The organism is Streptomyces asiaticus, from assembly GCF_018138715.1.
Lineage (GTDB): Bacteria > Actinomycetota > Actinomycetes > Streptomycetales > Streptomycetaceae > Streptomyces > Streptomyces asiaticus.
Window position 1 is genome coordinate 430,476 of record NZ_JAGSHX010000006.1, and the last position, 15,597, is coordinate 446,072.

The 15,597-nt window shown below is 73.4% G+C and carries 9 protein-coding genes and 1 riboswitch; of the genes, 4 read left to right on the forward strand and 5 right to left on the reverse strand.

Annotation, left to right across the window (positions count from 1 at the left end; genetic code table 11):
* Positions 1-74: 74 nt before the first annotated feature.
* Positions 75-1,793: a 3-hydroxyacyl-CoA dehydrogenase family protein gene (locus tag KHP12_RS09120; protein ID WP_086883947.1), complete on the reverse strand. Its 1,719-nt coding sequence runs from the start codon at positions 1,791-1,793 to the stop codon at positions 75-77.
* Between the two features lie 38 nt (positions 1,794-1,831).
* Positions 1,832-2,866: a 3-oxoacyl-ACP synthase III family protein gene (locus KHP12_RS09125; RefSeq protein WP_086883948.1), complete on the reverse strand. Its 1,035-nt coding sequence runs from the start codon at positions 2,864-2,866 to the stop codon at positions 1,832-1,834.
* 296 nt (positions 2,867-3,162) lie between these two features.
* Here KHP12_RS09125 and KHP12_RS09130 point away from each other — a divergent pair, with 296 nt between their 5' ends.
* On the forward strand, positions 3,163-4,608 hold the full coding sequence (locus tag KHP12_RS09130) for a lipase maturation factor family protein (RefSeq protein WP_086883949.1): 1,446 nt from the start codon (positions 3,163-3,165) through the stop codon (positions 4,606-4,608).
* Between the two features lie 46 nt (positions 4,609-4,654).
* Here KHP12_RS09130 and KHP12_RS09135 read toward each other — a convergent pair whose 3' ends face one another.
* Positions 4,655-4,975, reverse strand: coding sequence for a hypothetical protein (locus tag KHP12_RS09135; RefSeq protein ID WP_086883950.1), 321 nt, complete (start codon positions 4,973-4,975; stop codon positions 4,655-4,657).
* Positions 4,976-5,080: 105 nt separating this feature from the next.
* Here KHP12_RS09135 and KHP12_RS52345 point away from each other — a divergent pair, with 105 nt between their 5' ends.
* Positions 5,081-9,715: an HAD-IC family P-type ATPase gene (locus KHP12_RS52345; protein ID WP_281429933.1), complete on the forward strand. Its 4,635-nt coding sequence runs from the start codon at positions 5,081-5,083 to the stop codon at positions 9,713-9,715.
* 167 nt (positions 9,716-9,882) lie between these two features.
* Positions 9,883-10,011, forward strand: a complete 129-nt coding sequence (locus tag KHP12_RS52350) for a hypothetical protein (protein WP_269146172.1) — start codon at positions 9,883-9,885, stop codon at positions 10,009-10,011.
* A gap of 99 nt (positions 10,012-10,110) precedes the next feature.
* On the opposite strand, the gene KHP12_RS09145 is transcribed toward KHP12_RS52350, so the two are convergent.
* A complete protein-coding gene (locus KHP12_RS09145; RefSeq protein ID WP_210608770.1) occupies positions 10,111-11,094 on the reverse strand; it encodes a cation diffusion facilitator family transporter in 984 nt (327 codons plus the stop codon).
* A 319-nt stretch (positions 11,095-11,413) separates the two neighbouring features.
* On the opposite strand from KHP12_RS09145, the gene KHP12_RS09150 reads away from it, so the two are divergent.
* The gene (locus tag KHP12_RS09150) at positions 11,414-11,668 is read left to right on the forward strand and encodes a hypothetical protein (RefSeq protein WP_037958082.1); all 255 of its coding nucleotides are present in this window, start codon (positions 11,414-11,416) and stop codon (positions 11,666-11,668) included.
* 76 nt (positions 11,669-11,744) lie between these two features.
* Here the strand turns inward: KHP12_RS09150 and cobN are convergent, their stop codons facing one another.
* Complete coding sequence (gene cobN / locus KHP12_RS09155; protein WP_211834826.1) at positions 11,745-15,389, reverse strand: cobaltochelatase subunit CobN; 3,645 nt, start codon at positions 15,387-15,389, stop codon at positions 11,745-11,747.
* A gap of 52 nt (positions 15,390-15,441) precedes the next feature.
* A riboswitch (cobalamin riboswitch) is annotated at positions 15,442-15,527 on the reverse strand.
* Between the last annotated feature and the right edge of the window lie 70 nt (positions 15,528-15,597).

Genomic DNA, 15,597 nt, shown 5'->3' on the forward strand with positions numbered 1-15,597 from the left:
CCTATTCCCGCGCCGATGAATTCCGGAGCCACACACCTCGCCGTTGGACTGTTCCCATGGCATCTGACCCGCCGCTATCGCTCGTGGAGATGCAGCCCCCTCCCGCCCTTGCGGCCCAGGTGGCCCGCCTCGACCAGGCGCCGGAGATGGCGTGCCGGGGTCAGGGCCGGGTCCCGGAAGGTGCCGTGCAGAGTGCGCTGGATGGCGAGCGAGACATCCAGACCGATCACATCCAGCAACCGCAGCGGGCCCATCGGATAGCCCTGCCCGGCCGCCATCACCGTGTCGATGTCAGCGGCGGTGGCCCAGCCCTCCTCGAGCATCGCCACCGCGCTGTTCAGATAGGGGAAGAGCAGGGCGTTGACGATGAAACCGGCCCGGTCGGGGCAGTCCACCGCACGCTTGCCGAGCGCCGCGGCCACCGCGTGCGCCGTGCCGAGCGCCTCCTTGGAGGTCAGCACGGTGTGCACCACCTCGACCAGCCGCATCACCGGGGCGGGGTTGAAGAAGTGCATCCCGATGACGTCCTCGGGCCGCCGCGTCGCCATCGCGCACTCGATGACGGGCAGGCTGGAGGTGGAGGTGGCGAGCACCGCGCCCGGTGCGCACACCCGGTCCAGATCGGCGAAGACGGCCCGCTTGACGTCGATGTCCTCCGCCACGGCCTCCACCACCAGATCGCAGGCGCCGAGGGCCTGGAGTTCACATCCCGCGGCCAGTCTGCCCATCGCCTCGGTGAGCAGCTCGGGCGCCAGCTTGCCGCGCCGCACCCCACGCTCCAGCGAGCGCTCCACGGCGGCCGTGGCCTCTTTAGCCCGCATTTCGCTCCGGGCCACCAGCACCGTCGGATAGCCGGAGCGCGCGCACACCTCGGCGATCCCGACGGCCATCGTGCCCGAGCCCACCACCCCGATCCGCCGTACCGCACGGGCCGGTACGGGCTCGCCCAGGCCGTCCGTCTCCCCGCCCCGCGCCGCGCCGCCCGCGCCGTACTCGTAGAAGCCGCGGCCCGTCTTCACCCCGAGCAGACCGGCGGTCACCATATGGGCCAGGGTGGGCGCGGGCGCGTACCGCGGATCGCCGGTGCGCTCGTACAGCGCCTCCAGGGAGTCCCGCGCGGTGTCCAGACCCATGGCGTCCAGCTGGGCCAGCGGCCCCATCGGCAGTCCGCAGCCGAGGGTCATGGCGGTGTCGATGCTGTCGCGCGAGGCGTAGCGCCGCTCGTACATGGCCACCGCGTTGTTGAGGTACGCCATGGTCAGCGCGCCCCCGACGAAGCCCGGCCGGTCGGGCACCCGCACCGGGATCCGACCCAGGTCGCGTATGAGTTCCCGGACGTCGGCCAGGACCGCGTCCGCGGTGAGCGGGGTGCCCACCACCTCCACCGCCGGCTGCTCGCGGTCGGGGCCCAGCGGGAAGAGGTGCAGCCCCACCGTGCGGTCGGTCCGCCCGGAGCCGACGGCGATCTCGGTCACCGGGAGGCCGGTGGTCGTGGTGGCGAACACCGTCTCCGGCGGGCAGTCGGCGTGGGCGCGGGCGAGCAGCCCGAGCTTGGTCTCCAGCCGTTCGGGGACCGCCTCGACCACCAGATCGGCCCGCGCGGCGGCCGCCGGGTCGGTGGTGAACTCGACGGCGGATCCCGGCGCGGCCACCTCCGCCCGGCCGCGCCGCAGGGCCGGTTCGTCCCGCTCCACGGCGATCACCCGCCGGCCGCCGCGGACCAGGGCGTCCACGAGGTGGCGGCCGGTGGTGCCGAGCCCGAACACCGCGACGGTGGGGAAGCGCTGTGCCATGCCGATGAGTCCTTTCGCTGGCTGGGGCCTTGGGTTGGTCATGGACCGCGGTGGCCGTCCTGCCATGTGAGCAGCGCGGCGCCGAGCGACATCCCGCCGCCGAATCCGGCCAGCAGCAGCAACTCCCCGTCGCCGAACACGCCCTGCCGCCGGGCGTCGTCGAGCGCCAGCGGGATGGAGGCGGCGCTGGTGTTGCCGTGCTCGGCCACCGTCAGATGAGTGCGCGCCCGCGGCAGTCCGAGCTCCGGAAGCGCATTGGCCAGCAGCACACCATTGGCCTGATGGGGGATGAAGTGGTCCACGCTCGCGGGGTCCGTGCGGTGCGCGGCCAACAGGCGCCTGATCGCGCGCGGCAGCTCGGCCAGGACGTATTCGCTGACCGCGCGGCCCCGCATCCGGAAGAAGTGGCCCCCGTCGGCGAGGGTCTTCTCCGACGCCGGGGCGCGGCTGCCGCCCGCCGTCACCTCGATCAGGTCATGGAGCGCGCCGTCGCTGGTGAGCAGCGATCCACTGAGGCCGTAGCCGGGACGCACGGGTCCGAGCACCACCGCCCCGGCCCCGTCGCCGAAGAGCACGGCGGTCCGCCGATCGGTGCGGTCGATGATGCGGGAGTAGACGTCGGCGCCGATCACCAGGGCGTACCGGGCGCCGGACCCGGCGGACAGCAGCCCCGCCGCCGTCACCAGGGCGAAGACAAAGCCGCTGCACACCGCGTTGAGGTCGAAGGCGGCGGCGCCGGTCGCGCCGATCCGGTGCTGCACCAGACAGGCGGTGGCGGGCTGGGGTTGATCGGGAGTCGAGGTGGCCACCACGATCCAGCCGAGCTGATCGGCCCCGATCCCGGCGTCCGCGAGGGCGGCGCGGGCGGCCGCCACGGCCAGATCGGAGGTGGCCTCGTGGTCGGCGGCGTAACGGCGGCGGTGGATCCCGGTCTTCGCCGAGATCCAGTCCGGGGTCACCCCCGCGCGCTCGGCCACCAGCTCGTTGGACACGGTCTCGGCGGGCAGATACGAGCCGGTGCCGAGGATCCCGATGGGCCGCCCGCCGGAGGTCCGGACCGGCTGCCCGGTCATCTGGGTCTCCCGGCCGGCGCGGCCACCGCCGCCGTCGCCGGTGCCATCGCTGTCGTCGCTGTGCGCGGGGTGCGGCGGTGCTCGAGAAGAAGCATTGGGTGGTTCCCTCCGGATCCATGCCGGGCATTGACGCTACGGACCGGGCACGGCACCGATAACCCCTAACCCATCACCCCCCTAGGCCCCCTACCGAATGAACCCGGTCCGCCGTATGACCCGGCGCATGACGGGCACCCGTCGGAGGTGGTACCGGATATATGCAGGCCGAAAGCGCACCGGCCCAGGGAGCGGTCCCCATGGAGTGGTTCACCTCATCCGACTACTGGCTGAGCCGGCTGGTCTTCCAACGGGGGCTGGCCGCCATCTATCTGATCGCCTTTCTGGTGGCGGCCCGGCAGGGCCGGGCGCTGCTCGGCGAGCGGGGGCTGACGCCGGTGCCGCGCTTCCTGGACCGGGTGCCGTTCCGCCGCTCGCCCAGCCTGTTCCAGCTGCACTACTCCGACCGGTTCTTCGCCTGCTGCGCCTGGCTGGGGGCCGCGCTGTCGGCCGCGCTGCTGGCGGGGGCGGCGGACCGGGCGCCGCTTGCGGTCGCGATGGTGGCGTGGCTGGTGCTGTGGCTGCTGTATCTGTCGATCGTCAACGTGGGGCAGGTGTGGTACGGCTTCGGCTGGGAGTCCCTGCTGCTGGAGTCCGGGTTCCTCGCCGTGTTCCTGGGCAATGAGCACACCGCGCCGCCCGTGCTCATCCTGTGGCTGACGCGCTGGCTGCTGTTCCGGGTGGAGTTCGGCGCCGGGCTGATCAAGATCCGTGGGGACCGCTGCTGGCGGGACCTGACCTGTCTGTACTACCACCATGAGACCCAGCCGATGCCGGGGCCGCTGAGCTGGTACTTCCACCATCTGCCGAAGCCGCTGCACCGGGTGGAGGTGGCGGCCAACCATGTGGCGCAGCTGATCGTGCCCGTGCTGCTGTTCACGCCGCAGCCGGTCGCGAGCGTGGCCGCGGGCATCGTCGTGGTCACCCAGCTGTGGCTGGTGGCCTCGGGGAACTTCGCCTGGCTCAACTGGCTGACCATCCTGCTGGCGCTCCCGGCGGTCGACGGGCGCCGGGCCGCCGAGGTGCTGGGGCTGCCGGGGCCGCCGCACCTCGCCGCTCCCCCGGTCTGGTACGAGGCGGTGGTGCTGGCCGCCACCGCCCTGGTGCTGGTGCTCAGCTACTGGCCGGCCCGCAATCTGCTGTCGGGCCGTCAGCTGATGAACTTCTCGTTCAATCCGGTGCACCTGGTCAACACCTACGGGGCGTTCGGCAGCGTCAACCGCAGCCGGCAGGAGGTGGTGATCCAGGGCACCGACGAGGCGGTCCTCACCCCGGACACGGTCTGGCAGGACTATGAGTTCCGGGGCAAGCCGGGCGATGTGCGCCGGTTGCCGCGCCAGTACGCCCCGTACCATCTGCGGCTGGACTGGATGATGTGGTTCGCGGGGCTCTCACCGGGCTACGCCGGGTCCTGGTTCACGCCGCTGATCGGCAAGCTGCTGGTCAACGACCGGGCGACGGTGAAGCTGCTGCGGACCAATCCGTTCCCCGGAGTGCCGCCCACCCATCTGCGGGCGCGGCTGTATCTCTACCGCTTCACCACCCGGGCGGAGCGGCGGGCCACCGGGGCCTGGTGGCACCGCACCCTGCTGAGCGAGTTCCTGCCACCGGTCAGGCTGGAGGATCACGGCTCGTCGCGGGCGTGACACCAGGCGGGCCCGGGTCCCGGCGGCTGTGTGGCGCGGCCCGGGCTCAGGCGGTGGCGCCCTTCGCGTTCGGGGTCTCGGCGCCGGGCGGTGGGTTGCGCAGCACGGCGTAGCCGACGCCGACGCCCACCGCGATCGGCCATTCCAGGACTCCGGCGAGGCCCATCGCGCCGAGGCCGAGGTAGAGCGGCAGCCCGCCCTTGGCGGGCAGCACCCGCCGTGCGGTCCTGATCGGCATCGTGGCGATGTTCGCTGTGGCCATGGCGGCACGGGGGACGGTGAAGGTCACCGTGCGGTCGCCGTTCTTCCTCGCGGACGTGCCCGTCTTCCGGGTGTCGGCCGTCTTGGATGTGGTCGCTGCGCTCACGCCTTCCTCCTACCGGACGTCCTTTTGATTACTTTATGACGGAATTAGGTAAGTATAGGCCGATTTTAGGTTCCCGGCATATCAGGACCGAGGGGAGAGCAGCCCTTGCTGCCCATCACTGCGCTCACGGGCCTCGTCTCCGCACCGTCCCGCGGACTGAACGGTCTGCGGCTGCGGTTCGCGGACATCACCGATGTCCTGCGGGACACCGGCGACGGGCGCGGCGGCCGGAGGGTGTGGGCGCGGGCGGGCCGGGCTCATGTGGAGGTACGCGGGCTGACCGGCCACGGCGAGGGTCATGAGCGGCTGGTCCAGGAGCTGGAGGACGCGCTGCGGCAGGTGGCGGGCGTCAACTGGGCCGGGGTGAACGCGGCACTGGGCCAGGTCCTGGTCGACTTCGACGAGGACCGGCTCGGTCCCGACGAGGTGCTGAAGCTGGTCGAGCGCGTCGAGGAGGCCCATGGGACGGACGGGGACGCCTTCCCGACGAGCCGTCCGCAACCGCCGTTCGCCTCCGCTCCGGCGACGCTGGCCGCGACCGCGCTCGCCGCCGACTGTCTGGGTCTGATGACGGCCACGATCCGGCGGGTCGCGATGCGCCCCGCCCTCTCCCCCGCGCTGCGGATCCCGACGGTGATGGCGGAGCTCCAGCCGCGGGTGCGCGGTCTGCTGGAGTCCCGGCTGGGCCGTGCCCACGCCGACACCCTGATCGGCGTGTCGAACGCCGTGGTGCACGCCCTGACCAGGGGTGAGGCCCCGCTCGCCCTGGACGCGCTGCAACGTGTGCTGCAACTTGCCGAGATCCGCGGCCGGCAGGTCGTATGGCAGCGCCGGGAACCGGAGTTGGTGGCGGACGGCGATGGGCTCCCGGCGCGCTCGCATCCGCCCACCCCCCGGCCCGCGCCGCTGCCCTCCGGGCCGGTGGAAAACTGTGTCGACCGCACCTCACTGGCCTCGCTGTCCGGGGCGGGCGGGCTGCTGGCGTGGACCCGGGACCTCGAGCAGTCCGCCAAGGCGCTGCTGGCCACGGTGCCGAAGGCGGCCGCCATGGGCCGGGAGGCGTTCGCCGCCCGGCTGGGCGATGTGCTGGCGCGCGACGGCGTGGTGCCCATGGACGGCACCGCGCTGCGGCTGCTGGACCGCGTGTCGGCGGTGCTGATCGACTCGCGGGTGCTGTGCGCCGGCCGGCCGCGGCTGCTGTCGGTCACCACCGTGGGCGATCTGGGGGAGGCCGAGGCGTGGAGCGCGGCGCAGTCCGTCCTGGACCGCCGCACACTGCGGGAGCTGTCCGGTGAGGGGCCCTGGACGCGCGGCCCGTGGCGGCTGGAGCGGCCCTCCGGGCTCCCCGCGGCGCCCCCGACGAGCCCGCTGGCCCTGACCGCGGATCTGCACGGCGAGGACGGCCGGCGACAGGCCCGGATCCGGATCGGCTGTGAACTCGACCCGCTGGCCGACGCCCTGGTGGCGGCGGCCCGCTGCGGTGCGCGGCGTCTGGTGCTCACCAGCCACGCCAGCACGGACGAGATCGCTCCGTGGGCCGATGAGCTGCTCCCCCTCGGCGTGTCGCTCCCCGACTCGGTGCGCCGGCTACAGATCGAGGGCCACGGCGTGTTGGTGATCAGCGGCGAGGACGACGAGGCGCTGGGCGCGGCGGATCTCGGCGTCGCCGTCACGGCGCGCGGCGCGGGCCGGGTGTGCTGGTCGGCCGATCTGCTCTGCGGCCCGGGGCTGCTCCACGCGTGGCGTGTCCTACGGGCGCTCGAGGACGCGCGCTCGGTCAGCCGGCGGTCGGCCCGGCTGTCGATGGGCGGATCCGCGCTCGGCGCGCTGATCGCCGCGGCGGGGACCCGGCCCGCGGTGGCCGGGCCGGCCACCTCCCCGGTGTACAGCGCGGCGTTCCTGGCCATGCTCGGCGGGATCGGCGCGGCGCGCCGGGTGGAGCGCCGCCCGGCACCGGCGCCCCGTATCCGCGGCAACTGGCATGCCCTGGGGGCCCGGGAGACCCTGAGCGTGCTGTGCGCGTTCCGGGAGAACGGAACGGAGCTGCCCGACGGCTCGGGCGTGTCGCGCGGCGCGGGGACCGGGGACCCGGGCGCGTCGCGGACGTCCGGGGCGCTGTGGGCCGCCGGGGTGCGCCCCGTGCGCAGGGCCGCCGGGATGGTCGTACGGGCCGGGGCGGCCGATGCCGCGGGATCCGCCTCGGCCCGGTTCGCGGCCCTGACCCGGTACACCGTCTCGCTGGTGCACACGGTGCGCGAGGAGCTGCACGATCCGCTCACCCCGGTACTGGCGCTGGGCGCTGCGGCCTCCGCGGCGGTGGGATCCGGAGTGGACTCCTTCCTCGTCGTCAGCGTCATGGCGGGCAACGCGATGATCAGCGGCGCACAGCGGCTCCGGGCCGAGCGCTCGCTGCGCGGCCTGCTGCTGAGCGAGCGGATGAACGGCCGGCTGGTCGACTGGGCGCCCGCGATGTCCCTGGCGGACGGGGTGACGGTGGACCGTGAGGTGTTCTTCGCGGGGCTGACCACCGCCCCGGTGCGCACGGTGGCCGCCGAGGAGCTCCGGGTCGGGGACATCATCGCGCTGCGGCCCTCGGATGTCGTACCGGCCGACGCCCGGCTGCTGGTGAGCGACCGGCTGGAGCTGGACGAGGCCGGGCTGACCGGCGAGTCCGGGCCGGTCGCCAAGGACCCGGCCGCCACGCCGGGCGCCGACCTGGCGGACCGGTCCTGCATGCTCTACCAGGGCTGCACGGTGCTCGCCGGAACCGGATACGCCGTCGTCGTGGCCGCCGGGGCGCAGACCGAGGCCGGGCGCGCCGCCGAACTGGCCGGGCGCGCCACCGCGCCCATCGGGATCGAGGGCCGGCTGGCCGCGCTCACCAAGGTCGCGCTGCCCGCCACCGGCCTCGGGGGCGCCGCCGTCACCCTGCTGGGGCTGTTGCACGGGGTGCCGGTGCGCGAGGCGCTGTCCACCGGCGTGGCCATCGCGGTGGCCGCCGTGCCCGAGGGGCTGCCGCTGGTGGCCACGGTGGCGCAGTCCGCCGCGGCGCGCCGGCTCTCGCACCGCGGGGTGCTGACGCGCTCGGCGCGGGTGCTGGAGGCCCTGGGCCGGGTGGACGTCGTCTGCTTCGACAAGACCGGCACCCTGACCGAGGGCCGGCTGGCCGTGGCCCGGGTCGCCGGTTACGACCAGGAGCTGCCGACCCGCGGCGCGCTGGGCAAGCGGCTGCTGCGCACGGCGGCCCGGGCGTGTCCCGAGCCGGAGGGCGGGCGGGCGCTGGCCCACGCCACCGACCAGGCCGTCATCGACGCGGCGGCGGCGCACTGCGACGGGGACGGCGCCTGGCGTCCGGTGTCCGAGCTGCCCTTCGAGGCCAGCCGGGGATTCTCGGCGTGTCTGGGCACGCAGTCCGGGCGCCCGCACCTGGCCGTCAAGGGCGCGCCCGAGATCGTGCTCGCCCGGTGCGCGTACGCCCTGAGCCCGGGGGCGGCGGACGACACCGTGCCGCTGACCCCGGAGCGGCGGCGCGCCACCGAGCGCCTGCTGTACTCGCTGGCCTCGGACGGGCTGCGGGTGCTGGCGGTGGCCGAGACCCGGCCCGCCGCGTCCGACACGCCGACGGCGGAGGTGGCCGAGATCGCCCGGGAGCTGACCCTGCTGGGCTTCATCGCCATCGCCGACACCACGCGGCCGGGTGCCGCCGAGACCGTCAAGCGGCTCACGGACGCCGGGGTACGCGTCGCCATGGTCACCGGCGACCATCCGACCACGGCGGTCGCCATCGCCCGGGAGCTGGGCATCCCGGACGCCGAGCCGGTGCTCACCGGGGCGGAGCTGGACACCCTGCCCGAGGGCGAACGGGTCGAGCGGATCTCCCGTGCCACCGTCTTCGCCCGGGTCTCTCCCGAGCACAAGGTCCGTATCGTCCAGGCGCTGCGGCAGGCCGGACAGGTGGTGGCCATGACCGGGGACGGGGTGAACGACGCGGCCGCCATCCGCCTCGCGGACATCGGCATCGGGCTGTCCGCCCACGGCTCGGCCTCGGCCCGCGCCGCGGCGGACCTGGTGCTCACCGACCCGGACCCGACCCGGATCCTGGACGCCCTGCGGGAGGGCAGGGCGCTGTGGCGCAGTGTGCGCGACGCGGTGGCGATCCTGGTCGGCGGGAACGCGGGCGAGGTCGCCTTCACCCTTCTGGGCGCGGCGGTGGCCGGGCGGGCGCCGCTGGGCACCCGTCAGCTGCTGCTGGTGAATCTGCTGACCGACATGCTGCCCGCCCTCGCGGTGGCCCTGGCCCGGGCCCGGGAGCACAAGTCCGGTGAGGACCCGCTGGTCGGCGGCCCGTCCTCCGTGCTGTTCGGCTCCGATCTGGGCCGGATCCTCGCGGTGCGCGGCAGTGCCACCGCGCTGGGCGCCGCGGCGGCCTGGCAGTGCGGGCGGATGACGGGCCGGGCCCGGCGGGCGAGCACCATGGGGCTCGCGGCGCTGGTCGGCACCCAGCTGGGCCAGACGTATCTGACCGACTGGCACAGCCCCCTGGTGCTGATCACCAGCGTCGCCTCGGCGGCCACGCTGTTCGCCATCGTGGAGACGCCGGTGGTCAGCCACTTCTTCGGCTGTACGCCGCTGGGCCCGATGGCCTGGTCGATCGTCGGTGGCTGCTCGGCCGCCGCCACCGTGGGGGCGGCCCTGGCGCCGCGGCTGCTCTTCCCCCGGCGGGTGCCGCTCGCGGTCTGAGAACGCCGCTCACGAACGGGACATCCCGGGCGTTTCTCACCCAGATCTTTCCGTCCGTTAACCGGACGCTCACCCGGTGTGTGCCGCCCGCTTTCCGACCCCGGTCAGGCTAGGGAACTGGAAGCGGATGCCTTGCTTCCGTTCGTGTTCCATCCAGTGAGGTACTCATGGCCGACATTCTCACGACCGTCCTGGTCAAGCTGGCCCAGCTCGCGCTGGAGGCATTGGTCGCCCAGCTCGCGAAGACACTTCTGACCGCCGCCTTCAGGCCGACCGCCGCCCCGGCCGCGGCCTGACACGGCCGCCCCGCCGACCGTTCCCGGGTCTCCATCCCGGGCGACCGTTCCCGGACCCCCGACCCGCCGACCGTTTCCGGACCCCCGTCCCGCCCCCGCTCAGTGGCCGTACGACGCGGCCCGGTGCACCGGACCGTGGGCGGTCGGGCAGTGCTCCCCCTCTGGACGTCCCCGCTCGGCGGGCTCGTCCAGATGATCCACTTGCAGCGTGGTGTGGGTGATCCCGTACTCGCCGCTCAACACCGCCTCCAGATCCTCCCGTACGGCGTGGCAGTCGCCGCCCGCCGCCACCAGGACATGGGCGGAGAGGGAGACCTCGCCCGAGGTGATCTGCCAGACATGCAGATCGTGCACCTCGGCCACCTGCTCATGGGCGACCAGCCGGCCGCCCACCTCATCGGGCTCGACACCGGCGGGCGCGGCCTCCAGCAGCACCCGGCCGGAGGCCCGCAGCAGTTCCACGCCCGCCTTGATCATGAGGAGGACCACCAGCAGACCGGCGATCGCGTCGGCCCGGGCGAAGCCCGTCACCACCACCACCAGGCCCGCGATGGCGGTGGCGATGAAGGCGTAGAGATCGTTGAGCACATGCTGGAAGGCACCCTCGACATTGAGCGAGGAGCGGTTCGCCTTCGACATGCACCACGCGGCCGCGAGATTCACCACCACACCGGCCAGCGCCGTGGCCAGCACCAGACCGCCGGTCACCTCGGGCGGATCGATCAGCCGCCCCACGCTCTCATAGCCGAGATAGGCGCCGAGCAGCAGCAGGGAAAGCCCATTGGCCTGGGCGGAAAGGATTTCCGACCGCTTGAGCCCATAGGTGTATCCGCCACGTGCGGGGCGCGCCGAGAGCCGGATCGCGATGAGGGCGAGCACGATCGAGGCGGCGTCGGTGAGCATATGGGCCGCGTCGGACAGCAGCGCCACGGAGCTGGCCACGATCCCGACGATGACCTCCACCGCCATGAAGCCGCTGATCAGCGCGAGGGCGAGGGTCAGCCACCGGCGGTCGGCGTTCTCCGCCACCCCGTGGGTGTGGCCGCCGTGCCCCTCGTCGGGTCCGTGCGCATGAGCTCCCACCGGCTCCTCCTCGGATCGTCTTCGGGACAGGGCAATTGAAACAGGCCCGAGGGGAATTCGCCAAAGGCTGCAATGGACACGGTTATCAATAGACTCTTGCCACGGCGGCGAATGGATTTATGAATGCGGCAATGCTTTTCATTTCGCCGGGTGAAAAGAGAAACGGCCCGGTCGCCGCCCGGGCGGGTCACCGTGGAGCCGCCAGGCCGGGCCGGCCGGCAGTCGCTGACATGTGCGACAGCACGCCGATGCGGGTGAGACCAGCGTGCGGAAGGTGACCCGGCGGGGCGCGGCGCGTTGTCCGAATATGACGACGACGATGCGACGCCGTTCTCTCTCGCAGCCGAGCAGAGCGCTGGACCGGAGCACCGAAGGCGACGGAACGGTTCATCAGACCGTTCACACATCCACATCCGTACCGATCTACGCGGCGCTGGTCGAGCGCTGGGCCTCCGCGGGGCGCGCGGTGCCCGGGCGCTACGACCGCGAGTGGACCGAACTGGTCAACTGTCCCCCGTGGCCGGACCGGATCCGGGCGGCGACCCGCCCGGCGGCGCGCTCGTCCACCGACTGAGCCACCGCCGGATTCACCCGGACCCACCCGGACCCACCGGACAAGCGGCGGACGTGCGAGGAAGCGGCGGACGCGACTACTCGTCGTCCCCGCCCTCCAGGCCGCCCTCCGTCTCCAGATACAGCTCCCGCACCCGCTCCAGCACCTCCGGGTCGGGCTCGTCCCACAGCCCGCGGCTCTCGGCCTCCAGCAGCCGCTCGGCCATGCCGTGCAGCGCCCAGGGGTTGGCCTCCTCCAGGAACGCGCGGTTCTCCGGGTCGAGCAGATAGGTCTGGGCGAGCTTGTCGTACATCCAGTCGGCGACCACGCCCGTGGTCGCGTCGTAGCCGAAGAGGTAGTCGACCGTCGCGGCGAGCTCGAAGGCGCCCTTGTAGCCGTGGCGGCGCATCGCCTCGATCCAGCGCGGATTGACCACCCGGGCCCGGAAGACCCGTGAGGTCTCCTCGTGGAGGGTACGGGTGCGGACCGTCTCGGGACGGGTGGAGTCGCCGATGTACGCGGCGGGCGCGGTGCCCTTCAGGGCGCGCACGGTGGCCACCATGCCGCCGTGGTACTGGAAGTAGTCGTCGGAGTCGGCGATGTCGTGCTCGCGCGTGTCGGTGTTCTTGGCCGCCACCGCGATCCTGCGGTAGGCGCTCTCCATCTCCTCGCGCGCCGGCCGCCCCTCGAGACCGCGGCCGTAGGCGTAGCCGCCCCAGACCGTGTAGACCTCGGCGAGGTCGGCGTCGGTGCGCCAGTCGCGGCTGTCGATGAGCTGGAGCAGTCCGGCGCCGTAGGTGCCGGGGCGGGAGCCGAAGATCCGGGTGGTGGCGCGGCGCTCGTCACCGTGTGCGGCGAGGTCGGCGCGGGTGTGCGCCCGTACGTAGTTGTCCTCGTCGCTCTCGTCGAGGGAGGCGGCGAGCCGTACGGCGTCGTCCAGCAGCCCCACGACATGCGGGAAGGCGTCCCGGAAGAACCCGCTGATGCGCAGGGTGACATCGACGCGCGGGCGGCCCAGCTGGTCGAGGGGTACGGGTTCGAGTCCCGTTACTCGCCGCGAGGCGTCGTCCCACACCGGGCGGACGCCCAGCAGCGCCAGCGCCTCGGCCACATCGTCGCCGGAGGTGCGCATCGCGCTCGTCCCCCACAGCGAGAGGCCGACGGACTTCGGCCACTGACCGTCGTTGTCGGCGCGGTAGCGCTCCAGGAGCGAATCGGCGAGGGCCTGGCCGGTCTCCCAGGCCAGCCTGCTGGGCACGGCCTTGGGGTCGACGGAGTAGAAGTTGCGGCCGGTCGGCAGGACGTTGACCAGTCCGCGCAGCGGCGAGCCGGACGGCCCGGCCGGGACGAAGCCGCCGTTCAGCGCGTGTACGGCGTGGTCGATCTCGTCCGTCGTGGCGGCCAGCCGGGGTACGACCTCGCGGGCGGCGAAGTCGAGGACCGCGGAGACCGCGGGGCGCTGCTCGTCGGGCAGGGCGAGGACGGCCTTCTCGACGGCCTCCGGAGCCCATGCGGCGTCCTCCATCGCCTGGACCAGCGCGCGGGCCCGCTCCTCGGCCTCGTCGGCACCGGTGCGGGTGGCGGCCGACTCGTCCAGGCCGAGCGCCTCGCGCAGACCGGGGAGCGCGGACGTACCGCCCCAGATCTGGCGGGCGCGGAGGATGGCCAGTACGAGGTTGACGCGCTCGGGGCCGGTCGGCGCGCCGCCGAGGACATGCAGTCCGTCGCGGATCTGGGCGTCCTTGACCTCGCACAGCCAGCCGTCGACGTGCAGCAGGAAGTCGTCGAAGCCGTCGTCGTCCGGCCGCTGCTCCAGGCCCAGGTCGTGGTCGAGCCGGGCGGCCTGGATGAGGGTCCAGATCTGGGCGCGGATGGCGGGGAGCTTGGCCGGGTCCATCGCGGAGATGGCCGCGTACTCGTCCAGCAGCTGCTCCAGCCGCGCGATGTCGCCGTAGGAGTCGGCGCGGGCCATCGGCGGCACCAGGTGGTCGACCAGGGTGGCGTGGACGCGGCGCTTGGCCTGGGTGCCCTCGCCCGGGTCGTTGACCAGGAAGGGGTAGATCAGCGGCAGATCGCCGAGCGCGGCGTCGGGGCCACAGGCGGCGGACAGCCCGGCGTTCTTGCCCGGCAGCCACTCCAGGTTGCCGTGCTTGCCCAGGTGGATCATGGCGTCGGCGCCGAACCCGCCATCGGCCGTCGGGGTGGCCATCCAGCGGTAGGCCGCCAGGTAGTGGTGCGAGGGCGGCAGATCGGGGTCGTGGTAGATGGCGATGGGGTTCTCGCCGAAGCCGCGCGGCGGCTGGATGACCACCAGGAGGTTGCCGCGGCGCAGCGCGGCCAGCACGATCTCGCCCTCGGGGTCGCGGCTGGTGTCCACGAACATCTCGCCGGGCGGCGGGCCCCAGTGCTCCTCGACCGCGTCCCGGAGCTCCTGTGGCAGCGTGGCGTACCAGCGGCGGTAGTCGGCGGCCGGGATGCGGACCGGGTTGCGGGCGAGCTGCTCCTCGGTGAGCCACTCCTGGTCATGGCCGCCCGCCTCGATGAGGGCGTAGATCAGCTCGTCGCCCTCGCCGGAGACCAGGCCCGGGAGCGCGTCCGGTCCGTCCTCGGGGCCGAGGTCGTAGCCTTCGGCGCGCAGCCGGCGCAGCAGGGCGACGGCGCTCGCGGGGGTGTCGAGGCCGACGGCGTTGCCGATCCGGGAGTGCTTGGTGGGGTAGGCGGAGAGGACGAGCGCGAGGCGCTTGTCGGCGGCGGGGATATGGCGGAGCCGGGCGTGTCGTACCGCGATTCCGGCGACACGCGCGGCGCGCTCGGCGTCGGCGACATAGACCGGCAGGCCGTCCTCGTCGACTTCCTTGAACGAGAACGGCACGGTGATGAGCCGCCCGTCGAACTCGGGGACGGCGACCTGGGTCGCGGCGTCCAGCGGCGAGAGCCCCTCGTCGTTCTCCTCCCATGCGGCGCGCGGCGAGGTCAGGCACAGCGCCTGGAGCACGGGCACGTCGAGCGCGGTGAGCGCGCGCGCGTCCCACGCCTCGTCGTCGCCGCCCGCGGACGCCTCGGCGGGGCGGGTGCCACCGGCCGCGAGGACGGTGGTGACGATGGCGTCGGCCGCGCCGAGTGCCTCGATCAGCTCGGGTTCGGGGGCGCGCAGCGAGGCGACGAACAGCGGCAGCGGGCGGCCCCCGGCGTCCTCCACGGCGCGGCACAGGGCCTCCACGAAGGCGGTGTTGCCGCTCATGTGGTGGGCGCGGTAGTAGAGCACCGCGATGGTCGGGCCGGTGGCGTCGGCTGGGGCGGCCGCGCGGGCGGTGCGCTCCAGCGGACCCCAGGTGGGCGCGGGCGCGGGCGGTTCGAAGCCATGACCGGTGAGCAGCACGGTGTCGGAGAGGAACCGGGCCAGCTGGCCCAGGTTGGCGGGCCCGCCGTGGGCGAGGTAGGCGTGCGCCTCGGCAGCGATGCCGACCGGGACCGTGGACGCCTCCATGAGCTGGGCGTCGGGCGCCTGTTCACCGCTGAGGACCACGACGGGGAGGTCGCCCGCGAGCAGCGTGTCGAGCCCCTCCTGCCAGGCGCGGATGCCGCCGAGGAGCCGTACGACGACGAGTTCGACGCCGTCGAGCAGGCCGGGGAGGTCCTCGAGGGCGAGGCGGGCCGGGTTGGCGAGGCGGTACGGCACCGGGCCCGTGGCGGCACGGGCGCTGAGCAGGTCGGTGTCGGACGTCGACAGCAGCAGAATCATGCGGCGCATGCCTTCCTCGGGGTCCGCGCCCCGGGCGGGTTGAAGACGGCGGTAGTTCCTGGCTCGCGCGGCCGCTGCCGTTCGGCAGCCGCCGCGCTCACAGTGGCGGGACCGCGCCGGATTTCCACCGGCTTCCTACCGTGAGTGCCGTCTTGTGAGTTCGGCGAGCCGGGATCGACCCGCCGCTGAGCATAGTAAGCGTTGCTGA